Here is a 24811-nt window from a genome sequence, read left to right on the forward strand (position 1 = left end):
AGCCGACGGCCGTCAGAACTCGGCCTCGAGCGCCTCGAGCAGCGCGTCCACGTCGGCTCGGCTGTTGAACGCGTGGATGGACGCGCGAATCGCGTCCGGATTCGGGAGGGACCTGACGACGATTTCTCGATCGGCGAGTCGCTCGACGGTCCGCTCGGGGTCGTCGACGGCGATCGTCACCAGCCCGGACTCGTAGGAGCGGGGACTCAGTAGTCGGTCGTCCGGAACACCCTCCTTGAGTCGATCGGTGAGGCGTTCGATTCGCCGTTGGATCGTCTCGAGCCCGATCTCCTCAAGGATCGCGATCGCTTCGGTCAGCCCGGCGTGGGGGGCCGGACTCGCGGTCCCGACTTCGAATCGCCGCGCTCCCGCCGCGTACCGATAGTCGGTCGCGTTCGCGTCCTCGACGCTCCGGTAGCCGATCGCTGCGGGGACGAGATCCTCCTCGACGCCGTCGCGGACGAACAGAAAGCCGGCACCGAAGGGGGCGAGCAGCCACTTGTGGCCCGCGGCGACGACGAAGTCGGCACCCCACTCGCGGACGTCGACCGGAACCTGCCCGGGCGACTGAACGGCGTCGACCAGCACCAGCGCGCCGGCGTCGTGAGCGGCTTCGACGATCGCTTCGATCGGGAGCCGCGTCCCGTGGGTCCAGGTGAGCGAACTCACGCAGAACAGCGTCGCGTCTTCGGCCGCTGCCGTCACCGCCTCGAGACCGCCGTCGAGCCGTCCGCCCTCTGTCTCGAGCACGCGAACCTCGACGCCGTACTCGCGCTCGAGGCGCTGCCACGGCAGGATCCCCGCGGAGTGCTCGAGGTCGGTTCGAACGACGACATCGTCCTCGTTCCAGTTCAACGCGCCCGCGACTCGGTTGATCCCGTCGGTCGTGCTCTGGGTGAGCGCGATCTCGCTCGGTTCGGCACCGAGCAGGCCGGCGACAGCCACTCGCGCCTCGTCGTAGCCCTCGAACGCTGCGGGATACATCCCGTCCGCCGCGGGGGCCTCGTACTCGTGGTGCTCGAGCGCCGATTCGGCCGCCTCGACGACTCGGCGGGGGCTCGGCCCACCGGCACCCCAGTTGCAGTAGACAGACGACTCGAGGGCGGGCATCGTCTCGCGCAGATCGGTCGGTTCCATAGGTCGACTGTGGATCGCCGTCGGGTTCGTTCTGACGGTCGCTCTCGAGTCGCGGACCGCAAGCCGACGCTGAACGAGGAACGAGCGGTCGAAACCCGCTTTTTCCGCTCCGTTCGGTGAGAGGGGTACTTAACTGCCCACGATATACGGGGGTTTCGGGAGTGGATTACTATTCGTCGAGAATCACCGTGATGGTTGATCATATGTCCACCACTATATGGAAGTAGGACAATGACCCAAACTCAAATCAACCGGCGGCAGATGGTGCAGGCGATCGGAGCGACCGGCGCGCTGGCAGTAGCCGGCTGTCTCGGTGGCAACACGGAAGGGAACGGTGCGGAAACCGACGAGTCGGCGGATGAGGCAGGGCTGGCGGCGTCGAAATCGGTCGACGTCGACCGAATCGCACGGGATCCGACGGACATTCCGGCACCGGTCGACTGGAACGAGCCCCGGACGCACGACGTGACGCTCCGAACCGAGAAGGTCACCGCCGAAATCGAACCCGGTGTCACCTTCGACTACATGACGTTCGGGGGGCAGGTGCCGGGGCCGATGGTTCGGGTCCGCCAGGGTGACACGGTCAACCTCACATTCGACGTGCCCGAAGACATGAACGTGGCAATGCACAACGTCGACTTCCACGCGGTCTACGGCCCCGGCGGGGGTGCCGACGCGACGACCATCGCCCCCGACGACGACCCGACCCAGATCAAATTCCGCGCGGAGTACCCCGGTGTGTTCATCTACCACTGTGCGGTCCCCGCCATGGATTACCACATCAGTAGCGGCATGTTCGGCTCGATCCTCGTCGAACCCGAGGACGGGCTTCCCGAAGTGGACAACGAGTTCTACCTCGGCCAGCACGAAATCTACACCGCCGGCGAGGTCGGCGAGGAGGGCCACCACACGTTCGACCACGACGCGATGATGCGCGAAGAACCCACCTACGTCGTCTTCAACGGCCAGGCCTACGGCTTCACCGAAGACGGCGTCGGCCCCATGCAGACCAACACCGGCGAGACCGCTCGAGTCTACTTCGCCAACGGCGGCCCCAACCTGCTCAGCTCGTTCCACCCGATCGGCAACGTCTGGAGCAACCTCTACCGCAGCGGCGACCTGCTGAGCGAACCCGCCAACAACGTCGAGACGACTCCCGTCCCGCCGGGCACCACCACCGCTGCTGAGATGGAGTTCCCCGTTCCCGGTCCGGTCAAGCTCGTTGACCACGCCCTCTCGCGGGTCGTCCACCGCGGCGCACTCGGCGTCGTCAACGTTCAGGGCGAGGAAAACCCCGACGTCTACGACGAGGATCCGTGAGCGAGAGCGGTCCTACTGACGAGATTCCTTTTCTTTCGTTTCCAGTTCCGTCTGGAAGACGGCCTCTCGGTCGCGGACGCTACGAGCCGTTCGTGAGCCCGTGGCTCGAGGCGACACACCAGCCACCCCGTAACTTCCTGAACGACGGAAACCGAGGGTATCCTTATGGCGATTCGGTTGGCAGTTACAGCTACTCATGTTCGTCTCGCGTTCATCGATCACGTTCGATGCCGGCGATCCGGCGACGACGGTCGCGTTCGGCCGACTGTTCGCGTATCTCGCGATCGGAATCGCCGCGGTAATACTCCTGTACTACGCGATCGTCTACGTCAGAGAAGTCCTCGCGGTCGAGGCGCGCGCCGAACAGTGGTATCTCACGATCGGAATCGGGGCGGCGATCGTCTACGCCGTCGCCGGCGTCGCCTCGATACTGCTGGAGCCCGCGTGGATCCGCCGATTCGTCGACGGCGCAGTCCTCTTTTTCATCCTCTTTCTGGCGCTGGCGATCCGCGCCATGTATCACGATCAGCCGGCCGCGGGCGATCGCACCCGGCTGTTACCCGCGTGGGCGGACTACGTCGTCGTCGCCGGCTTCGTCGCCGCCTGGTGGGGAACCTTCCTCGTCGAGGGATCCTCGACGCGGCTAGTCGTCGCCGTGGGCTGGATCGTCACCTCCGCGTGGGCGGTGCTCTACGGCGTTCGCGCTGTCAGCGTCCACGAGGGGACGACGTTCGCCGCGCTGACCCGACACCTACTGCCGGCGATCGTCTGCGTCGCCGCGGTCGTCTTCATCGACCTCGTGACGAGCTATCTGAACGGGTACGGCGCGCTCGCTGACGCCGCGTGGATCGTTGGAACGACGCTGGTCGCCGCCTTCCTCTTCAACACCGCCGTCGCTATCCGCCAGCAGGGCGGCGAACTCGAGCGGCTCTACGACTGGACGACCTGGCGCGAACAGTCGTTCGACGACCGCTCCGCCGAGTAAGCCCCGCCGTCCGGGTTCGCCCCATCGATCACGGCGGACGACCTACAGTTCACCGCGCAGGACGACCTCGTTGTCGACCCGCTCGAGCATATCCTCGGTAACGACGTAGTCCTCGTCGTCCTCGCCCTCCCAGCCGACCGACGCGAGTACCTGTTCTGCCACGCTGGGGTTGGGATCGACGGCGGCCCTGCTCCCGTCGACTTTGGCGACGATCCCGAGTTCCTTGCCTTCAACGTCGACGACGGTCTTTCCAACGTCATCCTCAGTCAGCGGTGTTGTCATATCCATCGCTACGAGGACCACCCGGGTAAGTGAACGGCCGTCCCGTGCCGGTTCAGCGATTCGTCTGCCGACCCGATCGGGTGCGTAAAATATTACTTGCGTATGTCGGCCAGAGAAAGCTATCCGTGCGCCCCGGGACTAGTTGACACCGGTCGTCGATACTCCGATCGACACGACCCCACCACACTACTACCCATGACACAGACACTCGAGATCAGCGACGATCTGAAGGAGCGACTCGACAACCACTGCGAGGACGGCCAATCGAACGAGGAACTCATCGAGGAACTGGTATCGATGTACGAGACCGAGGGGGCCTTCCTGCAGGAGGGGTATTCGGAGTGAGGCTACGAGCCGCGTTACCAACCCGTTTTGCGATGCGACCAGCCGACGAACGGCCGCCCACAGCGTGTGAGTGATGATGACACTCAAGTAGGTCGTCCTCGTACGATGCAGTATGCACCTACTAGTCGCCCTCGAGGACTCGGAGCCGGGATGGGCGGCACTCGAGTTCGCATGTACGGAACACGCCGACGACGAGATTACGGTCATCCACGCCGTCGACCCCACGGACAGCGGCTACGGTGAGGTTGCACACCTCGGACCGGAGGCGCTGCTCGAGCGCCAGCGCGAGGAGGCGGAAGAGTTGCTCGCAGACGCCGAAGCTCGCGCGGCCGATCACGGTCGTTCGATCGACACGTCGGTCGTCGTCGGGCAGCCGGCGGACGCCATCGTCGACCACGCGACGGAGAACGCGATCGACCTGATCGTCGTCGGCAGCCACGGCCGGACCGGCTTCTCGAGGGTCCTGCTCGGCAGCGTCGCGGAACGGGTCGCTCGACAGGCACCCGTGCCCGTGACGATCGTTCGATGAGAGCTGTGGGTCGGTCAATTCGCAGTGAATGAAATAGTAGGCCTAGTGAGAACGAGTGAGACGAAGCGTCCTGCTATCGTGGCAACAGGGGATCGCCACACCCTCCCCAGCCGATTTCTGCTCACGGGCGCTGCGCGCCCGTCTGCTCACGGCGGCTCCGCCGCCGTTCGCATGGTATGCGAGACCTCCGGTCTCGCACTATTCGCATGGTTCGCGGAACCGGAGGTTCCGCGCTAACGCTCACTAGCGTTCGCTCATCCACTGGAAGACGCGAGCGTCTTCCAAGCCGTCACTCACGAAGTTCGCGAAAGCCTCGCACGGCTTTACGCCGCGGTTCGTCAGTGACTCACCGCGGCCCAGCGCGCGCCACTGCAGACGGTTGCCCAGTCTCTGCGATACGTAGCTCACCGCTACTGAACGATCGGTCTAGGAATTCTCGTTAGAACCCGCAAATAACACTACTACCGAACAAAACAGGGAACATCGAACCGGACCCGGTCCGAGTCGGTCCTCAGTGATCGTGGTCGTGGTCGTGATCGTGCGAGTGGTCACTCGGCTCACCGCCGTCACTGGCCGCATCGAGGTCCCCGCCGGCCACGAGCGCGTCGTGGTCGCCGCCCATCATGTCCATGTTCTTCAGGGTATCGCGCTCCTCGAACTCCTCGACGGCGTCGAGGAGGTCCTCCTGTGTCAGCGTCGTGCGGTCCTCGGTCAGCGCCTCGAGGACGGCCTCCCGGAGCACCATTCGGAGGTCGCTTCCGGTCAGTCCCTCGGTGACCTCGGCGATGAGGTGGGGATCGAACTCGTCGATGTCCATCGTTCGAGTAATGAGACCGAGGATGTCCGCCCGCATGCCGGAGTCGGGCTTCGGGAAGTTGATAATCTCGTCGAAGCGCCGCCAGGCGGCGTCGTCTAACTGGTCAGGGTGGTTAGTCGCCCCGATAAGCAGGACGTCGTCATCGATGAGCGAGATGTTATCGATGCTCTTGAGGAGCGTGTTGACCGCGCGCTTGAGCGCGGCGTGTTCGTCGCTGCGGCGGGTTTTGGCGACGAAGTCGAACTCGTCGATGAAGAGGATACACGGCGAGAGCCGTTTGGCGACCTCGAAGGTCTTGTCGACGTTTTTGGCCGTCTCACCGAGATACTGCGAGGTGATCATCGAGAGTTTGACCTCGACGAAGGGGAGGTCCATGTCCCGGGCCAGCGCCTGCGCCGTCGAGGTCTTCCCGGTCCCCGGCGGGCCGACGAACAGCAGTTTACCGATCTCGCGCAGGCCGATATCCGCGAGGTAGTCTCGGTGTTCGATCGCCTTCGAGATCTTGTCGAGTTCGTTCTCCTGGTCCCGGGTGAGGACGAGGTCGTCGAGCGTGATCTCGACCTCCTCGGGGGCGCGGACTTCCACGAGGTCGAGCATCTCCTCGTCGTCGTCCTCGTTGAAGTACTCGTCGAGGAGCCCGTCGATCCAGACCCGATCGGCCTGAATCGGCCGGTTTCGATCGCGAGCTTCCTCGTGGGTGACGTCGACATCGTACGTCTCGTGCTCCGCGAAGTGTTTCGCCAGCGTCGGGTTCTCGAGCAGCCGCTCATCATCGACGCGTTCGACGAACCACTCCTCGGCCATATCTCGCTGGGCGAGGGTGATCGTGCCGGAGAACTCATCGCGCTCGGTGAACATCAGATCGGCGACGGCATCCCACGGCTGGCCGACGCCGGTTGCCTCGCGAGCCGTGCTTGTCGTCACCGACAGCGGGCGACTGATTCCGGCGGGTTTCCGGGTGCTTCCACCGCTCCCGCCGCTCCCGTCGTCACTCTCGCTCTCGTCGTCGACGCCGCCGGTCCAGTAGACGCGGCGAAACGACGGCGGGAGATCGTTCTCGTCTAACGTCCGGTCATCCGAATACACGCTCGTCGTGAGCAGAAACTCCACGACATCGAGCGCCGCATCACTCATTCCGTGAACGTACTCACTACACGTTCTTAACAGCGTCGTCACGCGCAACGTATGCGACACAGTTCCACCCGAAACGGTCCGCGGCCGCGTTTCGAACCCGAAAATCAGCACAACCGTTTTCGTGTATCGGCTCACAATCACCCGTATGAACGTGTTGCTGGGTCTCGGCGGCAGCGACGAGTCGGTGAAGACGCTCCGACAGACCATCGAGCGAACCCAGGATGTCGGCGACGACCTCACCGTCGTCATCGTCGACAAGCCCGAGTCGAAACGCTCGCAAGACGAGACGTACCAGATGGCCGTCGACCGCCTCAAGGACGTGGGACTCGACGAGATCACAGTCGAAAAACTCGAGGGGGATCCCGGGAGCGCACTCGTCAACTACGCCGAACAAGGCGAGTTCGATCAGCTGGTTATCGGCGGCGGTACCCTAAGCCCGATGGGGAAGATCCAGCTCGGCCCGATCACGGAGTTCGTCCTGTTGAACGCCCCGACGACGGTCAAGCTGGTGCGATAACCATGGTCGGAACGCGACAGTATCCGGACGAACCGTCCGGTCCGTTCCCCTCGCCGCCGACGACCGTCGAGGACCGCGAGGGTCGCTCGATCGAGGTCCGCGCACCGGACGAGTTCGCGACCGAGGCGCTCGACGACGTCGTCGACATGTACCTCGAGTTCGATCCCTCCGATCGGGCCCAGGGGATTCCGCCGACCGGCGAGGATCGCATCCGCAACTGGCTCGAGACGATCGGCGAAGACAGCATCAACGTCGTCGCCCGCCACGACGGCGACGCGATCGGCCACGCGATGCTCGTCCCCGACTCCGACGACCCGGCGGCGATCGAGCGGAAAAGTGAGATCGAGTGGGAGCTGGCGATATTCGTCCTGCAGGCCTACCAGCGGGCCGGCATCGGCACGCTCTTGCTCGAGAACCTGCTGGGCCACGCAAGCGACATCGGGATCAGTCGCGTCTGGCTGACCGTCGAACGATGGAACAATCCGGCGATCGCCCTCTACGAACGGGTCGGGTTCGAAGCGACCGGGACCAAGAGCTTCGAACAGGAGATGGCGATCCTGCTCGAGGGAGAGGACTGAGACGGATCGTCAGACCGAGACGGATCGCTGCCAATCGGTTTCAGCCCGTCCGCAGGATGGTCGCTTGCGCCGGGAACCCGGGACAGCAGTCCGTCTGCGGACCGCTCGATCGCCGAGCCGTCCGGCTACACTGAGAGGACCGGCTGGCTCGCGTAGGAGAGGACGTATTCGGCTGCCTTCTCGAGGACCTCCGCCTCGGCTCTGGTCACCGGTTCGCGCGGGAGCACGATGAAGTCGGCGTCGATGTCGTCGGCGGTGTCGAGGACGACATTGCCGGGGTGGCGCGTCTTTCGCGTCTGTGAAAAGCCGTCGTCAACGGACGTGGCGATCGGAACACCAGCGTCCTCGGCGATGTCGCCGATGTCGTCGAAGAACCCCTGCGTATTCTCCGCGATATCGGTTTCGTCGACCGTTCCGACGTCTAATCCCCGAACGACGCCCCGTCCGAGAACGAACAGCGCGTGCACGGCGGCGTCGTAGCGGTCGGCGACGGCGATGGCGTACTCGACGGCGGTGGCAGACTCGTCGCTGCCGTCGACCGGCGCGAGAACGGTGTCGACGGTAAACGGCTCGCTGGCGTCCATACGCGGCAGTGGGTGTTCCGTCACAAAAAAGCCACCCCACCGAATGCCGCCTCGATCCGCCCGAAAGATACTCAGATCCCATCGGCCGTTCTCCGATCCATCGCGTTTGGTACGCACGCAAACGAGGCGATTCAGCTCGCTCGAACGAACTCGCTGCCCGAACAGGGACGTTTAAGCGACCGCGAGCGCAATCCATCGATATGTTCGATACGGTCGTGGTCGCCACCGACGGCTCCGAGAGCGTGAAACGGGCCGTCGACGTCGCGCTCGATCTCGCGGACCGCTTCGAGGCCGACGTCCACGCCCTCTCGGTGATCGACGCCAGCGAGGTCGACGCCTCGCCCCAGCAGCTCCGGGACGAGCTCCGCACTGCCCTCGAGACGACCGCCGATGCCGCGATCACCGCGGTCGAGGAGCGCGCCGAGGGAGCAGTGACGACCGAGATCCGCGAGGGCCGCCCCGCCATCGAGATCTGCGAGTACGCTCGCGAGGTCGATGCCGACGTGGTCGCGACCGGGACCCGCGGTCGCCACGGCGAGAACCGCCTCCTGCTCGGCAGCGTCGCCGAGCGGATCGTCCGGACCTCGCCCGTCCCCGTGTTGACGGTGCGCCAATTCGAGCCGACGGGCAACGATGACGACGCCGCCGGCGAGGGGGAAACCGCCGACGCCTGATCTGAGCAGCGGCAGCCACTCCTTCGCCGTCTCACGATACCGGCGGTTACTTCCCCGCTGGTCACGCAGCACGTACCATGTACGACGAACTCATTCAGAGCGGCGATCTGTCGCTCGCCCGGAAATCGGTACTGCCGGGAACCGGCTTCTTCCTGCCCGATACGCTCGAGGAGGACCTCGAGGACCAGCAGACTGCAGCCGCACTCGAGGGTGCCGAGGTCGCGGTTATCGCGGACCCGGACGCCGACGGGCTGGCCTGCGTCGCGCTCATCCGGGAGGCCTACGGCGACGTGCAGAACGTGCCGGAACCCGACGAGGATGCGGCCGAAGATGATGACGACGGGGACCAGCCGGAACCGGTCGCCGACGCGACGGACGACGCCGACGAACAGAACGTTGTCATCGAGGCGGCCGACGCCGAGGAGCCACTCGAGGAGCCCGAACCGACGCCCCACGAAATCGCGCTCATCCCAGCGAGCCCCCACAACGTCGAGGACGCGCTGGCTCGCGTCGCCGAGTTCGGCGACGAGGGGATCGATATCTTCGTCTGCGACCTCGCGCCAGACCGCTACGAGTACGTCGAAACGGAGCTCGCCGCGGCACTCGAGACCGCCGACAGCGTCGCGTGGTACGACCACCACCAGTGGGGCGACGACGTGGCGAAGGCGGTCCGCGACGCCGGCGTCGACCTCGTGGTCGGCGACTCCGACGAGGAGTGCAGCGCCGACGTGGTCTACCGCTCGCTCGAGTACGACTTTAGCCCGCTGTACGAGGAACTGGCGGCCGTCACCCGGGACCACGACCTCTGGCTGCGCGAGGACCCGCGCAGCGACGACCTCGCGGACTACGCCTACTGGACGGATCCCGCGGAGTACGTCGAGGTCGTCCGCGAGTACGGCGTCGACCTGCCCGAGTGGGTCACGGACTACATCGCCGAGCGCCGCGTCGAGAAGGAGGCGCTCATCGATCAGGCGGTCGGCCGTGCGGAACTTCGAGAAATCGGCGGCTACACGGTCGGGATCACCTACGGCCGCTGTTCACAAAACGAGGTCGCCGAGACGATGCGCGAGCAGGGAGCCGACGCCTCGGTGATCGTCAAACCCGCCGGCTCGGCCTCCATTCGGGGCACCGACGAGTTCGAACTGTGCCACGAGGTCGCGGGGAAGGTCAACGGCGGCGGCCACCCCAAGGCCGCGGGCTGCAAGCCCGACATCTACGACGATATGCTCGACTACGCGAACCACTGGACGACCCGCGGTGCCGTGACGAAACGCGTCATCCTCGACGCGTTCCGAGATGTCGTCGACGAAGCGGACGAGGCGGCCGACGGCGACGCGGACACGGACGCAAGCGAGGACTGATCGGCTCGGCTCGTAGAGCATCCCGAATCAAGTCCCCTATTGTCGAACCTCGACTAGCTCTGAACGTCCAGTATTGGTGGCTGCGTACCGCACTATTTCGACTACTTGGCATGCGGTGGCGCGCGCCGTCGACTGCCCGAGTGATAGCGAGGGCAGTCGACAACGTTGCGCGAGGGATGAGCGAACGCCGCAGGCGTGAGCGAATCGGCTGGGGTGGGTGTGGCGATTCCGTGTTGCCACGATAGTAGAACACTCAGGTTCCGTTTCCATTCACTCGAGCGAACCGTCGGGAACGCTCGAGCAAACCAATTAAAATCACCCTCGCGATGCGAAGTACCGCATCACCAGCTGCAGGACGTGAACGAAGACGCCGGCGACGGCGATGTAGACGCCGATCGTCTGGAGCGCGACCGACGCGTTACGTTGGTCGCGAACCTTCCAGATCTCCCAGCCCAGCCGAAGCAGGAAGCCGAGGAAGATGAGGATGAAGCCCACGAGCAACACCGGCGCGACGAAGGTCCCGATTAGAATCGCGACGATGCCGCCGATGAACGCGTAGTTGGCGTAGGACCCCCAGTGCTCGAACGTCTTCGACCGCGCGTAGACGTAGGCAGAGATGACGGCCGTCAACAGCGCCACGACGACCGCCGTCACGGCGAGGATCGTTAGCTGGGACTCTCGAGGCGCGAAGCGAAGCACGCCGGCTCCGAAGACCCCGAAGGCCAATTGCAGAATGACCATCCCGACGAACGCGATTCCCATGTCCCCGCCCGTGACGCCACGCTCGGCGACTACCTGTCCGGCCATGATGGCTGCGCCGTAAGCGAGCGCACCGATGATCGGGAACGAGAACAGGTACTCGTTGACGGACGCGAGCGGCGTCACCACGAGGACGTACATCAACGCCACGTTGATCGCCATCAGAGCACTCGCACCGCCGATTACACGGGCTTCGCGGCTCGAGAGACCGAACCCGCGGCCGGTCTCGTACGGGGTTTCGGTCGAACTCATTACGTCCTACTACGCCGCTGAGCCGCAAAAGACTGCGGCCTACTACTGACTATCCACGTCTGCTACGTCTGCCACGTCTGCTACGTCTGCTACGTCTGCCACCTCTGCGGTTCGCTTCCGATGTCGCTAGCCGTCCATCTCGCCCACGTTCCATCGATCCGAGAACGCCGTTCCGCACGTACACTGCGCGTAGGCGTGGACGACGTCCCCCTCGGCGTAGATGCCACCGACCTCCTCGTTTTGCGCCTCGGCGAACGCGAAGACGAACTGGATCTCGTGTTCCTCGTCGGCCGCTGCGTCGGGGCAGTGCCCGCCCGTCAGATCGTCGTCGATCTCCCCCTCGTTGCTCATCGCAGATTTGGCGAACTCCATCGCTCCGGTGCCGGTCGCCGCCTGGAAGGCGTTCCGCCCGCGCTCGCCGTCGATCACGATCAGCGTCCCGTCGTCGACGCGCTCGCCGAACTCCTCGAGGCGCTCGTCCGACACGTAGGAATCCGCCAGGAACAGCGCCACGTCCTCGAGTCGCTCGCCCGCCAGAAACGCCTCGCGTTGGTCACTCATGGCGTCGGATTCACGCTCGAGGTGGAAAAAGGGCGGTATTCGGATTTTCGGCCGGGCTCGAGGGCGTCGGCTTGGGTTTCACTCGTCACTGGTGTGCGTCGATCCGCATAAAAAATGTACCGCCGCGGTACTCCCTGTGGTTTGCGAACGATTCGACGAGTCATAGGCTCGATTGTACGTCATTTCCGGGATGACCGCGACCGTACGTGCGGTCTTTCCAGGAAACCGGTACAATCGACCCTATTAGACCTCGAGATCTGACGCGGCCAGCATGACCTGCAGCGCCTCGCTGGGCGACATGTCGTCGTCGAGCTGGCCGGCATACCATGTCAGTAGGTCCACGAACACCTCGCGAACGTCGTGTGACGCCGCGCTGTGGTGTGCGACCTCCCCATCGGTCTTCAGCGTGATATCGACCCCGTGCGGTTCCGGCGCGTCGGCGAGTGCGTGATCGTGTGCGTGTGTGCGATCGTGATCGTCGCGCTCGCTGCGAGCGTCCCCTGCGGGCTCGTCGCCCGCTGGGAGTGCGTCCGCGACCTCGCTGGCCGCCGACATCGCCGCGCGCTTCGAACCGGACCCCTCCGATCGAACGAGATAGCGGTTCTCGCCCAACTCGTCGACGTGATCGTCGTCTAACTGCAGCTCGTCGGGGGAGAGAACGCCGTCGTCTTCGGATGGATCGGGGGTCATTGTGTGTCAATCGTCGGTGAGGTGGTTAGACCTCGACGATGCTCTTGTCACCGAAGGTGTTCGGCAGACTCACACCGTAGGTGTACTGCGCACCGGACTGGTCGATGAGTTTAATCGTCACACTCTCGCCGGCTGGAAGCCCGACGGACCGAGGATCATTGTCGCTATTATCAACATCATCTTCAATTGCACCGGTGTTAATTTCTAGTTTGACTCGCTCTTCAGTGTTAGTTAGCGATTCATTGGAGCTGTCTGTTATGGAATGAGTTGTGAAATTTTCAGCGTTAGCGCCCGAAACGCTACCGTCATCGTATGTGAGTGAGACGTCCTCTTTGTTACTCGTGTACTGGACCGTCATCGATGTGAGATCAATCGCTTCAGATCCGGCCGATTTTTTGATCGTCATATTAACCGTATCGACATAGGAATTATTAAGGGCAGAATCATTAGCCGCGGTACCTTCATATACGGAACCGACAGCGTGAATGACATCGATCTGATTCGCGACTTCTTGCTGGGTCTCGGAGCCAGTATCGGATGCTTGGCTCTGCAAGACACCAGCCGTATTAATCAGTACCCCTGCCGCGATCGCTGCGACGAGAACCATCGCAATAAACACAATTAGCGTACCGATACCGACCTGCCCACGACTGTCATCATCAAGCTGCAATTTTTCGAACATTAGTTAGACCTCCACCACTTCTTTGTCACCGAACGTGTTCGGAATACTCACACCGTAGGTATACTGAGCACCAGATTGGTCAATGAGTTTGAGCGTTGCGCTGTCTCCACCGTCAAGTCCGTCACTGTCTTCGATGTCGGCGGTATCGATGGTGAGCCTAATGCGGTGTTCAGTGTTAGTGAGCGATTCATCATCGTAGCCGTTGATTGCGGACGTAGAGAAATTCCCAGCGTCTGCTGCGTCAACTGCTGTCGCACTAGCATCAGTCTCATTGTACGTAAGTGCCTGATCGGTGTCGTCACTCGTGTACTGGACCGTCATCGAGGTGATATCGATCGCCTCGGATCCAGCAGACTTCTTAATCGTCAGGTTGAGATGATCGACTGCTTGGGGAGACTGCGAAACGTTACCGACTGCGTGAACCACGTCGATCTGGTTCGCGACCTCCTGCTGAGTTTCGGAGCCAGTATCGGATGCTTGGCTCTGCAAAACACCAGCCGTGTTAATCAGTACTCCTGCTGCAATCGCCGCGACCAGGACCATCGCGATAAACACGATGAGCGTCCCGATCCCGACCTGACCGCGGTCGTCGTTATCGTAGTCTGTTATTGCTTCGAACATTATGTGTACACCCTGCGTGCCGTCCTCGTCTGCATCGTGTCATCGTCATCGCGACACGAGCCGTCCGCGCGGACACCATCTGCCAGCTCGACGGGCCGAACCCGTCGCTCCCACCGCGAGACTGACGACGGAACACGATCGGTGTCCCGTCGAAGGCAGACGTGTGACGAGGTCGTTGGCATCACAGATTCTGGGGATGTACCCCGGCGAAGACAAAGACTAGTCGGAGTATCAACCTCAGTATCAGTTCAGTCGACGTATCGAAACTCGACTCACGACTCGAAACGCGGGACGAACTCGAGCGTACACCTTTAGGACCGCCCTCGCTACTGGGGAGTAGTATGACCGTATCGTCCGACGGCGAAGACCACCTCCGGCGGCAGGTGACGAGCCGAGTGACGGGCTCGCGGAGCTAAGATGGATTTCGGACTCGCCTCCCTGCGGAGCCTCATCGAAGACTTCCTCAGCGACAGCGGCGGCCGTCGGGGGCGCGAGCGCGAGCAACAACGCCAACAGCGCGACGACGGCACCGACGACGCTGGGGGGGCGACCGCACAATCGGGAGGCGAGTCCGACGTGGAATCCACGGACGACGAGGAACCGACCGAGTCCGATACCGACGAGAAGAGCAGTGGCGGACTGTTTGGTCGCGGAAAGGGCTCGAGCGGCGACGAAGACGATTTCGACGACCTCTTCTACCGGATTGAGGAACTCGAGGAGGAACTCGAGAGCAAGGAGTCGACGCTGGGCACGGTGCAGGACTCCCAGCAGCAGGTCGCGGACCAGGTCGAGGAGATGAACGACACGGTCCGACAACTGCTCGGCGTGTACGACATGTTGACCGACGACGTGAACCCGTTTACCGGCGCTGGTGAGGAGCGAAACGGGTTCGGCGTCTTCGGCGAGGACAAGGCGACGACCGACGGCGGGAGTGAGTCGATGGCCGGACTCCGGGCTGAAACGAGCTCGTCGGGGCGCGAGGAAACGGTCTCGTTCGACGACCTCAAGGGAGTTATCGAGGACGCGGCGGCCCAGTCCGACGGCGCCGACGAGACCGGCGGTGAGACGATCACGTTCGACGAGGACGAGGGCGACGACGACACCCGCGTCGAAGTGCAGGCGACCGAGAGCGTCGACGACACCAGTTCGGAGCCGAGTTCGGACGCCGATGGGGCGGACGTAACGGCGGCCGACGACGAGTCGGACGTCACTCTCGAGTCGCTCGCGGACACGTACGCGACGGATATCATCGTCCTCGAGTGGCTGACCGAACTGGTCCGGACGGCCGGGCCGGCGGCGACGCTGCGTGCGATTTCGTACTACGCCGAGATCGGCTGGATCGACGACGAGGTCAAAGACCACCTCGAGGCGATGTTGAGCGGGCCCGACCTCGACGTTCACGTCGACCCGGAGATGACGCCGGAGGAACTGACCGCCGAGGATCACGCCGATAGCTACACGTACATCATGAAGCTCCAGGAGATTCACGAGACGAAACGGGAAGTCGGCCCGGATACCGGACGGGGGCAGTAGCCATGCGTCGGGGCACTGAGGGAGGACGGTGATCGCGCGTGGGGTTCAGTACCAGTGGCGCGACGGCGATCATCTTCGTCGGCGTGCTGGTCGCCGCGGGGATCGCCTATCCGGTCTTTCACTCGGCACAAGAGGAGCGACGGACGGCGATTCAGGACCGCGACGATCGGACGCTGTCGATGCGAAACACGGCGATCGCGGTCGACTCGTGGAGCTACAACGAGAGCGGCGACAACGACTTCACCATGAGCGTGAACAACACCGGTTCGACGACGCTCTCGGTCGCCGAGACGGATCTGCTGGTCGACGGCGTCTACCAGACGCGGGACTCGTATGCCACGAGCATCGGGGGCAGCGCCGAACGAGAGCTGTGGCAGCCCGGCGAGACGCTGCACGTGACGGTAGCCAACAGGACGCCCGAACCGGACAGGGTAAAACTGGTGACCGAACACGGAATCGCCGAGACGGTAACGGAGGTCGGAGGGTGAACCATGGCCGGTGACTCCGTTTCGACGCTAATCCTGTTCATCGCCGCGATGTTGGTCGCCGCCGGCGTCGCCGGCACGCTGGTGACCAACGTCAACGATCTCACCAACTCGGTCGACAGCCAGAGCGGCGACATGACGGACAAAATCGATACCGACATCGAGATCATCAGCGATCCGGGAAGCCACGCGGTGTACAACTCGAGCGGCGCAGAGAACATCACGCTCCTCGTGAAGAACACGGGCCGAAAGACACTCACGGCCGACAGCACCGTACTCGACGTGCTGGTCGACGGCTCGTACGTCTCGAGCGATGAGTTTACCGTCGCGGTCACGGACGGCGGCCCCTGGCGGGACGGAACGGTCGCCGAACTCGAGATTGACCGGTCGCTCGCGACGGGCGAGGAGCACCGGGTTAGCGTGACCGTCAACGGTGCGGAGGAGGTGTTCGAATTCTACGTCCAACCATGACTGACTACTACTCCATCGGGCTGACCGATCAGGACCGCGTGAACACAGCGATCGGCGGCGGGATTCCAGCCGGGAGCATCATGCTCATCGAAGGCCAAGACGGCGCGGGCAAAAGCGCCCTTTCCCAGCGCTTTTCCTACGGGATCGCCTCCGAGGACGCCTACGTCACCTACATCTCCACGGAACTCGAGTCCTGGGAGTTCGTCCAGCAGATGCACTCGCTGTCCTACGACGTAGTCGATCTGCTGTTGGACGAACAGTTGCTGTTCTTGCACGCGAACATCGACACCCACGACGAGGGGCAAGAACGCCAGCTCCTCGCGCGACTCGCGAGCGCGGAGACGCTCTGGAAGGCCGACGTGGTCTTCGTCGATACCCTCTCAGCGCTGTTGCGGAACGATCCCAACTACGAGGGCGTCATCGAAGCGGGCGACGAGGACCACGTCATTCAACGGCTCGTCACGTTCCTGCGCCAGATGACGATGAAGGACAAATCGGTCGTGCTGACGGTCGATCCGACGAGCGTCCGCGACGACGCGTTGCGACCGCTGCGAAACGTGGCCGACATCTACTTCCAGATCGAGACGAACACGGTCGGTCAGGAGATCAGACGAAAGGTTCTGGTCCGGCGGTTTCAGAACATGAAGAGTCCGGTCGACGACTCCATCGGATTCAGCGTCCAGCAGGGACGGGGAATCTCGATCGTTAGCAGGACGGTGGCCTAAATGTCCGACTTCGGGAGCGCACGACTCGAGAACGAACTCGACGCATTGGCCGACGAGCACCCCCACCTGCGGGAACACCTCGAGTGGTTCCACGAGGAGTACGGCGAGTACCCGAAACTCATCGACGAACCGTCCGAGGAGTGGGAATCGGACCGGCCGAACGTCATCTACGAAGCCGAAGCACCGATCTTCTGTCACGTCTACGGCGATATGGGGATCGACACCACTTACTACTGCGTCGAGCCGACCCTCGAGGACGAGGATAAGGCGCTGTACGACCGGATTCGCCAGCGGATCCTCGACAAGAGCGTGACCCGACCCGCACCGGGCGACAACGAGGAGTTCGAGGAGCACCTGGACGAACTCCTGGACGAAGTCGTCGAAATCACGTCCGGGATCACCGGCCAGTCGATCGGTCGACTCAAGTCCTTGGGCACCAGCAAGGTCTCGCTCTCGCAGGATCAGTTCACCCGGTTGCGCTACCAGCTCCAGCGCGATATCGTCGGCCTCGGCCCGCTGGAACCGGTGATGGCCGACACGGCCAACGAGGACATCCACGTCATCGGTCCGAAGCAGTGTTACCTCGATCACGGCACGTACGGCATGATCTCGGCCACCGTCGACTTCGGGACGCCCGAGGAGTTCGAGCAGTGGCTCCGGAACATGGGCGAGCGGATGAACCACCCGATCAGCGATTCCGATCCGATCATCGACGCGACGCTGCCCGGCGGCTCGCGTATCAACATCATCTACTCCGACGACGTCTCCGTCCAGGGGCCCTCGATGACCATCCGACAGGGCGAGGAGATCCCGCTGTCGGTCTTTCAGATCACGAAGTGGGGGACGATTTCCCCGGAACTGGCCGCGTACCTCTGGCTCTGTCTCGAGAACGAACAGACCGTGTTCGTCGTCGGCGAAACGGCTTCGGGAAAGACGACGACGCTGAACGCGGCGCTGTCGTTCATTCCGCGCGACGCGAAGATCTACACGGCGGAGGACACCTCTGAGGTCATTCCGCCACACAATACCTGGCAGCAGCTGCTCACCCGCGAGGGATCGGGCGACGAGTCGGCCGACGTGGACATGTTCGACCTGGTCGCAGCAGCGCTCCGATCGCGGCCGGACTACATCATCGTGGGTGAGGTCCGCGGGGCGGAGGGGCAGATGGCGTTCCAGGCGGCCCAGACCGGCCACCCCGTCATGCTGACCTTCCACGCCAGCGACATCGTCTCGATGATCCAGCGCTTTACCGGCGCGCCGATCAACGTCCCCGAGACGTTCATGGACAACTGCGACGTCGCGCTGTTCCAGAACCGGGTGAAACAGGGCGATGACGTCCTCAGGCGGGTGACCTCGGTTCAGGAGATCGAGGGCTACTCCGACTACGAGGGTGGTGTCGTCACCCGGCAGGCGTTCAAGTGGGACCCCCGCGACGACGAGGTCGCCTTTACGGGTCGCAACAACTCCTACGTCCTCGAGGAACAGATCGCGACGCTGCTGGGCTACCAGGACACCCGGAAGATCTACGACGAACTCGACCGTCGGGCGGAGATCATCCGCCAGCTCATCGATGCCGACGTGCTGGGCTACCACGAGGTCAACGACGCGATCGCTGGCTTCCATCGCGACGGCCTCGAGGGGCTGCCCATCCGGATCAGCGGCATCGATCAGTTCGCCTGAGATCACTATGTCAACAGACTCTCAGTCCGCGCCCGATATGAGCACTCGATCGGCCCTCGAGTCGCTCAACATGGCGTACGCGAACATGGAGATGGGTGCCTCGCGGTATCTCCTGCTCGTCATCGCGCCCGCGTTCGCGTTTTTCATCGGGAGCGGCGTCGCGGTCGTCGTGCTCGGACTCTCGCTGCTGATCGCCCTCCCGGTCGTCCTCCTGGGGCTGCTGGCGATGGTCGTCGCGATCATCTACCCCAAGCTGGCCCAGGACCGAAAGCGCAAGCAGATTCGCCAGCGCTTTCACCTCTTTTTGACCCACATCACCGTCCTCTCGATGACGAACATCAACCGCGTCGAGATCTTCCGCACCCTCGCGGAGGAAGACGAGTACGATGCCTTAGCCGAGGAGATGGGACATCTCGTCGCGATGGTCGACACCTGGAACCAGAGTCTCGACGACGCCTGTCGGCTCCGCGCCAAACAGACGACGAGTCCGCTCCTGACAGATTTCCTCGAGCGGCTGGCGTACACGGTCGGCGGCGGCCAGCAGATCAGCGAGTTCCTGATCGACGAACAGGACACGATCATCCAGCAGTTCGTTACCCGATACGAGGCGGACCTGGGGAAACTCGACGTGATGAAGGAGCTGTACATGTCGATGATGCTGTCGGTGGCGTTCATCCTCGTGTTCGCGATCGTGCTGCCGATCCTGACCGGAACGAGCCCGACGCTGTTGATCGGCGGCACCATCGCCATGTTCACGATCGTCCAGGTCGCGTTCATCTACGCGGTCCACGTCATCTCGCCGTACGATCCCCTCTGGTATATCGAGGAGACGGAAGGGACCGGTCCGCTCACCCGGATTCCGCGAGCGCTCGCGATCGGTATCGGCTGTAGCATCCTCCTCGCCGTCGTGATGGGACTAGCCCTCTTCGGGATCGTGCCGGGGATCGCCAGCCGCGTCCCGCTACCGATTATGGTCGCGATCCCCGTAACGCCGCTGCTCCTCCCCGGGTGGCGGATGCGACAGGAAGAACAGAAAGTCAAGGTCCGCGACGGGGAGTTCCCCAGCTTCATCCGCGCGCTCGGTGCCGTCGAGAGCGTCAAACAGACCTCGACCGGGAGCGTCCTCGAGAGCCTCCGGCGCAAGGACTTCGGGGCGTTGACCGACAACGTCGACGCGCTGTACAAGCGGCTCAACATGCGGATCGACGACATCCGCTCGTGGCGGCTGTTCGCGGCGGAGACCGGCTCCTATCTCATCCAAAAGTTCGGTGACATGTACGTCGTCGGTCGCCAGATGGGGGGCGATCCGAAAGTCCTCGGGCAGGTCATCAGCGAGAACCAGAACGAAGTGCTCAAAGTCCGCGAGCAACGGGATCAGGCGACGATGACCCTGATCGGCGTTCTCTACGGCATCACCGCCGCGGCTGTCTTCTCGTTTTTCGTCGGCCTCGAGGTCGTCGAGATCATGATGAATATCACGAGCGGGATGGACCTCCAGAGCCAGGGCAGTTTCACCGAGGGGCTGCTCAGTACCGAGCAATACGACATTCAGATGATCGAGTACCTGTTGCTCCTGACGATCGTCATCAACGCCGCGCTCTCGGCGATCATGATTCGACTCACCGACCGCGGCCACATTATCAGCGCGCTGGTTCACTTCGTCTTCCTGACATGGCTCGGTGCCGTGATCGCGGTCATCACGGAGTACGTCGTCGGGATGGCTATCAGCGTGTAGCAGCGTTCGGACTCGTCACCCCCGACGGACGACTGGCCATCGATCGACTCACCCCGATCGCTCGCAATCCAGCAGCCTTCGATCCGGTAGCGACGACGACTCACCGTTCGTAATGACGTGAATGTTCTTGAGTAGCGGACGACTGCATTACAGTAGATCGGCGACACCAGCCATCCATGCCAGATCAAAAACCATATCTCCAGACGCTCGAGCGATCGGCCGGGCGAACCAACGCCACCATCCAGTGGGCTCGCTTTCTCGGCGAGACCTTCGGCACGACGGGCGCGCTGAACTGCCTGCGGTACTACGAGGACCTGGGCTGGATCAGTCCACTCGTCCGCGAGCAGATGACCTCGTACCTTCGCGGACTCTCACTCGGGGAGATCCACAACAAACGCTACGACGAACCGACGACGCTCGAGTATCCCCTCGAATCCCTGAGCGGGACGCTCTTCAGCGCCCACGCTCAGACCCTCGAGTACATCGCGAAGATCCGGGGCGACGACCTCGAGGAACACGTGATGGTCGCACGGATGGCCGAGCGGCGAGTCGAACGGCGAATCGATGATGACGAGGACGACGGCGACGAACCGAACGAGATGGTAAGCATCATCCGTGACGGGCCATCACACCACTGAGCATACATTTGGCTTTTGGCCACAACACTTATCATTGGATTCGAACTGGTACCCAGAATCCTACAGACAAATGTATTTATAAGTAATTCACGACCACTTGTTTCTTTTCTCCACCCCACACGGACTAGTATCCGGAGAGTCCATGATTGGATAGTTATTCTATCATTCACGGAAAGTTGATTTATCTATATTCGACACCATTCACTTCCCTGTCTCTTAATACGGATCAGTGTCAGGGACTCAGTAGTCGTGAGTGGGGCCGTCACCGATCATCCGGCGACAGTGCGTGGTCGGCGGCTGCGGAACGGTCCACATCACGTACCCCCATAGGTGATCGTCAATGCGTGAGGACACTCCAAATACCGAATCCGTGCTCGACGAGTTGTCGAGAGCGGCGACTGCGGACAACCAGTCGGAATCGTACGATATCTCGCTCGGATCGGCCGACGATGCGACCAGAGACGTCGAACGCGAACTCGACGAACTGATGGCGCAGGTAAACAGCGCGCTCCCGACCGACGAGGTCCAGTTCGACGAGGACATCATCAAGGAGAACTTAGACGAAATCCTCCTGATGCTCATCGCGCTCCACGAAGAAACACACGGGAAAGAGCTCCTCTCGGATCTCACCCACCTCTTCGGCGCCCAGCTCAGTCCGGGCACCGTCTATCCGAGCCTCCACAACTTAGAGGAGGAGGACGTGCTCTCGATGCACGCCAAGGTCAGAACCAAGGAGTACTCGATCGCCGACGAGGAGTACGTCCGTGCGACCGTCGAGCGGACGATGGTACAGCACCTCGCCTTCGGCCTGCTGCTGTACGCGTTTCTGCCGCGACTCTAAGGCGCTCCCGTTTTCCGCGCTCGAGTTGAACCCGATCGCGTTCTCGAACCCGAAATCGCGCCGTCACCGACAGGCTCGAGTCGACGGAACCGCGTCGGCCCGGTCGTGAGAACGCTATAGTAGCCACTGAAACGATTGATACACTGATCGCAACGCAGTCGTGCGATCAGGTGTGTAGTGACGTTCAGTGACTACTATATTCCCCGGCCGAAACCCGGCTACCGCCGAGATCTGGGGGCTCGCAAATCAGTGGTCCTCGAGATCCTTCGCGATCTCGCTCAGGCTATCGCTTGGCGGCTCTCGCGCGTCGTAATAGGTCGTCTCGCCGGGTGCGCGAAGGCCGTAGAGAAACTCGGATTCGACGACGTCGACCAGCACCGAGCCCCCCGCCGGAATATCGTTCTCGGCGGTCCACTCCGAGAGGCGGTCGGTCGCGCCGCTGGGGTCTCGGGCCTCGTCCGGCGTCTCGTAGACGCCCGGAATCAACAGGTCGTCGCCCGTCAGCGCCCGCTCGACTCGCGCGAACAGTTCCTCGCCGTCGAGGGCGACCCGGACAACCTCGTCGGTCGGAAACGCACCGCGTTCGTCGGCTGGCACCTCGAGTCTGACGCCGGTCGCCGTCTCGGTACACGTCGACCGGACCGCCTTCACCGAGGAATGGTCGCTCGCAATTCTGTCTCCCATAAAAATGAATTGAAGGAATCGCCGCGATTACTCGTCGTCGTCGCCGCCCTCGCCGAGGAGGTCGTCGACGTCGGTGCTCCCGCGCTCGGCGATCGAGGCGTTGACCTGCGCGACGGCGTCGGAAATCTCGCTCCCGCGAACCGTGATCCGCCGGCGCTCGCCGTCACGGTCTGGACGGTAGCCCGTCTGCCGGCCGGTCATTAGCACTTGCGTCAGGTTCGGCCCGGAAACCTCGCCGTTGAGTGGACGGCCCGCCTCGTCGGAGCCGCCAGTGATCTCGAGCGTGTAGCCGTCGAGACCGACCGAGCCGCCGTCGACCTCCTCGCCGATCGACTTGCCCATGAATCGGTTCGCGTCCTGTTCCTCTGCCTCGAGCTGATAGGACGACCCGGATTCGGGGTCGCCGACAACGACCGTGAAACTTGCCATGCCCGACGGAAGACGGCCGTCGCTCAAAAGATCATCGATCGGGACCGAACTTTTGCGCTGTCGTTCGAGAGAGCAAAGCTCTCTCGTGATGACGAAAGGCGCAAAGCGCCTTTCGAACCACGGGCGCGGCAGAGCCGCGCCCTCGGCAAAACTTCGATGAAAAGCAACGGAAGACGTTCCTGCTCACTTCGTTCGCGGGCTGCGACTTCCGAGCCTTCGTTCACTCCGTTCACGAAGACACACCTCCTTCCCCGCCAGCCGCGCCAAGCGCGGCTTCTGGGTCAGTCGTCGGCCCGCTCGCTCACCCCGTCTCACGGCCTTCGGCCGTTCGACTGTTCGCGGCGCGTAGCGCCGCGCACGGCTTCGCTCGCGGTCGGTACTGGGTAACCGCCTGCCCTCCCCTGGGTTAGACGGCTCTCGCGTTGCTCGAGCCGTCCGCCTGGCCACTCGAGCCAGCGGCGTTTCAGCGTTGGCGTTTCAGCGTTCAATCGCTCGAACAGTCAAGTACCCCGACCCCCTACGAGTAGCCGTGTTCATCGATCCCGGACGACTCGAGATCCGCCTGCGCGAGGAGTTCGGCGGAACGATGGGGCAGTCACGCGTCGTCGTTCGACAGGCCGTCGATCTCGCGGATTCCAACCAGTACGAGGGTGATATCGGTGTAACGCTGACGAACGATATCGTCATCGACGAGCTCTCTGACGCCCCCGACGGCACCCCACCCGAGCGGTGGAACTGGTGGATCGGCTCGCTCGAGGTCGCGTACGGTGGCTACGGCCGGTTCGGGATCCAGCGGTATCGGAAATAACCACTCGGTCGAAAGGACAACACGGATTGTCTTCCACGACGTAAGTGGCTCTCAATGAGCGAGCTGTCACGGCCAGTCTGGCCGGCGTATCCGCTGTCAGCGCTCGTCGCCGGCCTCGGCCACTGTTACCTCGGTCGGTGGAAACGCGCCGGGATCTGGTTCGTCTGCTACGGCCTCGCGATCGCGTTCCTGAGCGCGAGATCGCTGTCGGGCGCGTTCGAACCGGGCGAGCCGTTCGTCGTGACGGCGCTGCAGTTCGACGCGGTGCGCTTTACCGACGTCGCCGTGCCGCTCGCGATCCTGTTGATCTGTCTCCTCGACGTCTATCTCATCGGACTGACCGAACGGACCGACGCACGGCGGGCCGATGCGAACGATCTTCGATCGAACAGCTCCTGATACCGCTTCGCGAACGGTCGACTCGAAAGAAAGTCACAGCGTCGCGATTATTGCCGTCTGCGGCCCCGAGTGGTTTTTGTGCACATCCGACGAACGGTGCGTATGGGACGCCTCAGTTCCATCCTGTTCCAGGGAATCGGCGTACTCGTACTCGCGCTCATCGCGCTGAGCGTCGTCGGAACGATCGTCGGTATCGCGCTCTCCCTCGTCGTCGCCGTTCTCTCGGTGATCGTCTCGCTCACCGTCTTGGGCCTGTTCGTCCTGGCGATCGTCGGGCTATTTTCAGTGTTCAGTGGCGATTCAGCCGCCGAAGACGACGCGCGTCCACCACAGCGGTCCGACGACCGGACCGCCCCCGAGGATAGGGTTCGCTCTCGGTACGTCGACGGCGAACTCGATGACGACGAGTTCGAACGAGAACTCGAGCGCGTCCTCGGACCGGACGAGCGACGCAGTCGAACGGATGCCGATCGCTCGAGTTCTCGACGACCATCGGGCGACCGACATCGACTCCGAGATCACTGATGCCGACTCCGGACTCGCTGGCACCGGTAC

General features: G+C 63.0%; 30 protein-coding genes. 19 read left to right on the plus strand and 11 right to left on the minus strand.

From position 1 onward, the window contains the following. Positions 1-12: 12 nt before the first annotated feature. Complete coding sequence (locus ACEWFR_RS07900) at positions 13-1137, minus strand: aminotransferase class V-fold PLP-dependent enzyme (RefSeq protein WP_374060510.1); 1125 nt, start codon at positions 1135-1137, stop codon at positions 13-15. A gap of 231 nt (positions 1138-1368) precedes the next feature. On the opposite strand from ACEWFR_RS07900, the gene nirK reads away from it, so the two are divergent. Both nirK and ACEWFR_RS07910 read left to right on the plus strand, forming a co-directional pair. Beyond that, positions 1369-2457, plus strand: a complete 1089-nt coding sequence (gene nirK, locus ACEWFR_RS07905) for a copper-containing nitrite reductase (protein ID WP_374060511.1) — start codon at positions 1369-1371, stop codon at positions 2455-2457. A gap of 196 nt (positions 2458-2653) precedes the next feature. Beyond that, positions 2654-3442, plus strand: coding sequence for a hypothetical protein (locus tag ACEWFR_RS07910; protein WP_374060512.1), 789 nt, complete (start codon positions 2654-2656; stop codon positions 3440-3442). A gap of 42 nt (positions 3443-3484) precedes the next feature. On the opposite strand, the gene ACEWFR_RS07915 is transcribed toward ACEWFR_RS07910, so the two are convergent. Then, on the minus strand, positions 3485-3724 hold the full coding sequence (locus ACEWFR_RS07915) for a hypothetical protein (protein ID WP_374060513.1): 240 nt from the start codon (positions 3722-3724) through the stop codon (positions 3485-3487). Between the two features lie 195 nt (positions 3725-3919). Here ACEWFR_RS07915 and ACEWFR_RS07920 point away from each other — a divergent pair, with 195 nt between their 5' ends. Then, positions 3920-4069: a ribbon-helix-helix protein, CopG family gene (locus tag ACEWFR_RS07920; RefSeq protein WP_176548167.1), complete on the plus strand. Its 150-nt coding sequence runs from the start codon at positions 3920-3922 to the stop codon at positions 4067-4069. Between the two features lie 112 nt (positions 4070-4181). Further along, positions 4182-4598 (plus strand): universal stress protein, encoded by a 417-nt coding sequence (locus tag ACEWFR_RS07925; RefSeq protein ID WP_374060514.1) that lies wholly within the window; start codon positions 4182-4184, stop codon positions 4596-4598. A 511-nt stretch (positions 4599-5109) separates the two neighbouring features. Here ACEWFR_RS07925 and ACEWFR_RS07930 read toward each other — a convergent pair. Further along, entirely contained in the window at positions 5110-6549 is a 1440-nt protein-coding gene (locus ACEWFR_RS07930) for an ATP-binding protein (protein ID WP_374060515.1), read from the minus strand. A gap of 145 nt (positions 6550-6694) precedes the next feature. Here ACEWFR_RS07930 and ACEWFR_RS07935 point away from each other — a divergent pair, with 145 nt between their 5' ends. Together ACEWFR_RS07935 and ACEWFR_RS07940 are read left to right on the plus strand one after the other, a co-directional pair. Beyond that, entirely contained in the window at positions 6695-7066 is a 372-nt protein-coding gene (locus ACEWFR_RS07935) for a universal stress protein (RefSeq protein ID WP_374060516.1), read from the plus strand. Between the two features lie 2 nt (positions 7067-7068). After that, the gene (locus ACEWFR_RS07940) at positions 7069-7644 is read left to right on the plus strand and encodes an N-acetyltransferase family protein (RefSeq protein WP_374060517.1); all 576 of its coding nucleotides are present in this window, start codon (positions 7069-7071) and stop codon (positions 7642-7644) included. Positions 7645-7769: 125 nt separating this feature from the next. Here the strand turns inward: ACEWFR_RS07940 and ACEWFR_RS07945 are convergent, their stop codons facing one another. Further along, positions 7770-8228: a universal stress protein gene (locus ACEWFR_RS07945; protein WP_374060518.1), complete on the minus strand. Its 459-nt coding sequence runs from the start codon at positions 8226-8228 to the stop codon at positions 7770-7772. Between the two features lie 200 nt (positions 8229-8428). On the opposite strand from ACEWFR_RS07945, the gene ACEWFR_RS07950 reads away from it, so the two are divergent. Continuing rightward, a complete protein-coding gene (locus ACEWFR_RS07950) occupies positions 8429-8902 on the plus strand; it encodes a universal stress protein (protein WP_374060519.1) in 474 nt (157 codons plus the stop codon). 77 nt (positions 8903-8979) lie between these two features. Further along, on the plus strand, positions 8980-10263 hold the full coding sequence (locus tag ACEWFR_RS07955; RefSeq protein WP_374060520.1) for a DHH family phosphoesterase: 1284 nt from the start codon (positions 8980-8982) through the stop codon (positions 10261-10263). Positions 10264-10578: 315 nt separating this feature from the next. Here ACEWFR_RS07955 and ACEWFR_RS07960 read toward each other — a convergent pair whose 3' ends face one another. The 5 genes from ACEWFR_RS07960 to ACEWFR_RS07980 all read right to left on the minus strand — a co-directional run bounded on the left by ACEWFR_RS07960 (position 10579) and on the right by ACEWFR_RS07980 (position 13828). Next, positions 10579-11274, minus strand: a complete 696-nt coding sequence (locus ACEWFR_RS07960) for a hypothetical protein (RefSeq protein ID WP_374060521.1) — start codon at positions 11272-11274, stop codon at positions 10579-10581. 126 nt (positions 11275-11400) lie between these two features. Continuing rightward, entirely contained in the window at positions 11401-11835 is a 435-nt protein-coding gene (locus tag ACEWFR_RS07965) for a DUF5807 family protein (RefSeq protein WP_374060522.1), read from the minus strand. Positions 11836-12078: 243 nt separating this feature from the next. Beyond that, entirely contained in the window at positions 12079-12525 is a 447-nt protein-coding gene (locus tag ACEWFR_RS07970; protein ID WP_374060523.1) for a hypothetical protein, read from the minus strand. A 25-nt stretch (positions 12526-12550) separates the two neighbouring features. Then, the gene (locus tag ACEWFR_RS07975; RefSeq protein ID WP_374060524.1) at positions 12551-13207 is read right to left on the minus strand and encodes an archaellin/type IV pilin N-terminal domain-containing protein; all 657 of its coding nucleotides are present in this window, start codon (positions 13205-13207) and stop codon (positions 12551-12553) included. Between the two features lie 3 nt (positions 13208-13210). Continuing rightward, on the minus strand, positions 13211-13828 hold the full coding sequence (locus ACEWFR_RS07980; RefSeq protein WP_374060525.1) for an archaellin/type IV pilin N-terminal domain-containing protein: 618 nt from the start codon (positions 13826-13828) through the stop codon (positions 13211-13213). A gap of 417 nt (positions 13829-14245) precedes the next feature. On the opposite strand from ACEWFR_RS07980, the gene ACEWFR_RS07985 reads away from it, so the two are divergent. The 8 genes from ACEWFR_RS07985 (at position 14246) to ACEWFR_RS08020 (ending at position 21936) form a co-directional block, all read left to right on the plus strand. Beyond that, positions 14246-15361: a FlaD/FlaE family flagellar protein gene (locus tag ACEWFR_RS07985; RefSeq protein ID WP_374060527.1), complete on the plus strand. Its 1116-nt coding sequence runs from the start codon at positions 14246-14248 to the stop codon at positions 15359-15361. A 38-nt stretch (positions 15362-15399) separates the two neighbouring features. Then, on the plus strand, positions 15400-15849 hold the full coding sequence (locus ACEWFR_RS07990) for a flagellin (protein WP_374060528.1): 450 nt from the start codon (positions 15400-15402) through the stop codon (positions 15847-15849). Between the two features lie 3 nt (positions 15850-15852). Continuing rightward, on the plus strand, positions 15853-16317 hold the full coding sequence (locus tag ACEWFR_RS07995) for a flagellar protein G (protein WP_374060529.1): 465 nt from the start codon (positions 15853-15855) through the stop codon (positions 16315-16317). Continuing rightward, on the plus strand, positions 16314-17042 hold the full coding sequence (locus tag ACEWFR_RS08000; protein ID WP_374060530.1) for an ATPase domain-containing protein: 729 nt from the start codon (positions 16314-16316) through the stop codon (positions 17040-17042). Before ACEWFR_RS07995 ends, ACEWFR_RS08000 begins: the two co-directional genes overlap by 4 nt. Then, on the plus strand, positions 17043-18722 hold the full coding sequence (locus tag ACEWFR_RS08005) for a type II/IV secretion system ATPase subunit (RefSeq protein ID WP_374060531.1): 1680 nt from the start codon (positions 17043-17045) through the stop codon (positions 18720-18722). Positions 18723-18729: 7 nt separating this feature from the next. Next, a complete protein-coding gene (gene flaJ, locus ACEWFR_RS08010; protein WP_374060532.1) occupies positions 18730-20457 on the plus strand; it encodes an archaellar assembly protein FlaJ in 1728 nt (575 codons plus the stop codon). 176 nt (positions 20458-20633) lie between these two features. Further along, positions 20634-21095, plus strand: coding sequence for a FlaD/FlaE family flagellar protein (locus ACEWFR_RS08015; protein WP_098725519.1), 462 nt, complete (start codon positions 20634-20636; stop codon positions 21093-21095). Positions 21096-21435: 340 nt separating this feature from the next. Then, complete coding sequence (locus tag ACEWFR_RS08020; RefSeq protein WP_374060533.1) at positions 21436-21936, plus strand: PadR family transcriptional regulator; 501 nt, start codon at positions 21436-21438, stop codon at positions 21934-21936. A gap of 246 nt (positions 21937-22182) precedes the next feature. Here ACEWFR_RS08020 and ACEWFR_RS08025 read toward each other — a convergent pair whose 3' ends face one another. Further along, positions 22183-22620: a hypothetical protein gene (locus ACEWFR_RS08025; RefSeq protein WP_374060534.1), complete on the minus strand. Its 438-nt coding sequence runs from the start codon at positions 22618-22620 to the stop codon at positions 22183-22185. Between the two features lie 27 nt (positions 22621-22647). Beyond that, entirely contained in the window at positions 22648-23049 is a 402-nt protein-coding gene (locus ACEWFR_RS08030; protein ID WP_374060535.1) for a 30S ribosomal protein S6e, read from the minus strand. A gap of 529 nt (positions 23050-23578) precedes the next feature. On the opposite strand from ACEWFR_RS08030, the gene ACEWFR_RS08035 reads away from it, so the two are divergent. The 3 genes from ACEWFR_RS08035 to ACEWFR_RS08045 all read left to right on the plus strand — a co-directional run bounded on the left by ACEWFR_RS08035 (position 23579) and on the right by ACEWFR_RS08045 (position 24781). After that, positions 23579-23857 carry a hypothetical protein gene (locus ACEWFR_RS08035; RefSeq protein WP_374060536.1) on the plus strand — a complete coding sequence of 93 codons (279 nt, stop codon included), beginning with the start codon at positions 23579-23581 and terminating at the stop codon, positions 23855-23857. A 54-nt stretch (positions 23858-23911) separates the two neighbouring features. Then, positions 23912-24256 (plus strand): hypothetical protein, encoded by a 345-nt coding sequence (locus tag ACEWFR_RS08040; RefSeq protein ID WP_374060537.1) that lies wholly within the window; start codon positions 23912-23914, stop codon positions 24254-24256. A gap of 102 nt (positions 24257-24358) precedes the next feature. After that, a complete protein-coding gene (locus ACEWFR_RS08045; protein WP_374060538.1) occupies positions 24359-24781 on the plus strand; it encodes an SHOCT domain-containing protein in 423 nt (140 codons plus the stop codon). Positions 24782-24811 lie beyond the last annotated feature (30 nt).

It is taken from the genome of Natrinema sp. H-ect4, assembly GCF_041894845.1.
Taxonomy (GTDB): domain Archaea; phylum Halobacteriota; class Halobacteria; order Halobacteriales; family Natrialbaceae; genus Natrinema.

Coding starts and splice junctions, on each gene's coding strand:
- ACEWFR_RS07900 (WP_374060510.1), bottom strand. CDS start 1,137: ATGGAACCGACCGATCTGCGCGAGACGATGCCCGCCCTCGAGTCGTCT.
- nirK (WP_374060511.1), top strand. CDS start 1,369: ATGACCCAAACTCAAATCAACCGGCGGCAGATGGTGCAGGCGATCGGA.
- ACEWFR_RS07910 (WP_374060512.1), top strand. CDS start 2,654: ATGTTCGTCTCGCGTTCATCGATCACGTTCGATGCCGGCGATCCGGCG.
- ACEWFR_RS07915 (WP_374060513.1), bottom strand. CDS start 3,724: ATGACAACACCGCTGACTGAGGATGACGTTGGAAAGACCGTCGTCGAC.
- ACEWFR_RS07920 (WP_176548167.1), top strand. CDS start 3,920: ATGACACAGACACTCGAGATCAGCGACGATCTGAAGGAGCGACTCGAC.
- ACEWFR_RS07925 (WP_374060514.1), top strand. CDS start 4,182: ATGCACCTACTAGTCGCCCTCGAGGACTCGGAGCCGGGATGGGCGGCA.
- ACEWFR_RS07930 (WP_374060515.1), bottom strand. CDS start 6,549: ATGAGTGATGCGGCGCTCGATGTCGTGGAGTTTCTGCTCACGACGAGC.
- ACEWFR_RS07935 (WP_374060516.1), top strand. CDS start 6,695: ATGAACGTGTTGCTGGGTCTCGGCGGCAGCGACGAGTCGGTGAAGACG.
- ACEWFR_RS07940 (WP_374060517.1), top strand. CDS start 7,069: ATGGTCGGAACGCGACAGTATCCGGACGAACCGTCCGGTCCGTTCCCC.
- ACEWFR_RS07945 (WP_374060518.1), bottom strand. CDS start 8,228: ATGGACGCCAGCGAGCCGTTTACCGTCGACACCGTTCTCGCGCCGGTC.
- ACEWFR_RS07950 (WP_374060519.1), top strand. CDS start 8,429: ATGTTCGATACGGTCGTGGTCGCCACCGACGGCTCCGAGAGCGTGAAA.
- ACEWFR_RS07955 (WP_374060520.1), top strand. CDS start 8,980: ATGTACGACGAACTCATTCAGAGCGGCGATCTGTCGCTCGCCCGGAAA.
- ACEWFR_RS07960 (WP_374060521.1), bottom strand. CDS start 11,274: ATGAGTTCGACCGAAACCCCGTACGAGACCGGCCGCGGGTTCGGTCTC.
- ACEWFR_RS07965 (WP_374060522.1), bottom strand. CDS start 11,835: ATGAGTGACCAACGCGAGGCGTTTCTGGCGGGCGAGCGACTCGAGGAC.
- ACEWFR_RS07970 (WP_374060523.1), bottom strand. CDS start 12,525: ATGACCCCCGATCCATCCGAAGACGACGGCGTTCTCTCCCCCGACGAG.
- ACEWFR_RS07975 (WP_374060524.1), bottom strand. CDS start 13,207: ATGTTCGAAAAATTGCAGCTTGATGATGACAGTCGTGGGCAGGTCGGT.
- ACEWFR_RS07980 (WP_374060525.1), bottom strand. CDS start 13,828: ATGTTCGAAGCAATAACAGACTACGATAACGACGACCGCGGTCAGGTC.
- ACEWFR_RS07985 (WP_374060527.1), top strand. CDS start 14,246: ATGGATTTCGGACTCGCCTCCCTGCGGAGCCTCATCGAAGACTTCCTC.
- ACEWFR_RS07995 (WP_374060529.1), top strand. CDS start 15,853: ATGGCCGGTGACTCCGTTTCGACGCTAATCCTGTTCATCGCCGCGATG.
- ACEWFR_RS08000 (WP_374060530.1), top strand. CDS start 16,314: ATGACTGACTACTACTCCATCGGGCTGACCGATCAGGACCGCGTGAAC.
- ACEWFR_RS08005 (WP_374060531.1), top strand. CDS start 17,043: ATGTCCGACTTCGGGAGCGCACGACTCGAGAACGAACTCGACGCATTG.
- flaJ (WP_374060532.1), top strand. CDS start 18,730: ATGTCAACAGACTCTCAGTCCGCGCCCGATATGAGCACTCGATCGGCC.
- ACEWFR_RS08015 (WP_098725519.1), top strand. CDS start 20,634: ATGCCAGATCAAAAACCATATCTCCAGACGCTCGAGCGATCGGCCGGG.
- ACEWFR_RS08020 (WP_374060533.1), top strand. CDS start 21,436: ATGCGTGAGGACACTCCAAATACCGAATCCGTGCTCGACGAGTTGTCG.
- ACEWFR_RS08025 (WP_374060534.1), bottom strand. CDS start 22,620: ATGGGAGACAGAATTGCGAGCGACCATTCCTCGGTGAAGGCGGTCCGG.
- ACEWFR_RS08030 (WP_374060535.1), bottom strand. CDS start 23,049: ATGGCAAGTTTCACGGTCGTTGTCGGCGACCCCGAATCCGGGTCGTCC.
- ACEWFR_RS08040 (WP_374060537.1), top strand. CDS start 23,912: ATGAGCGAGCTGTCACGGCCAGTCTGGCCGGCGTATCCGCTGTCAGCG.
- ACEWFR_RS08045 (WP_374060538.1), top strand. CDS start 24,359: ATGGGACGCCTCAGTTCCATCCTGTTCCAGGGAATCGGCGTACTCGTA.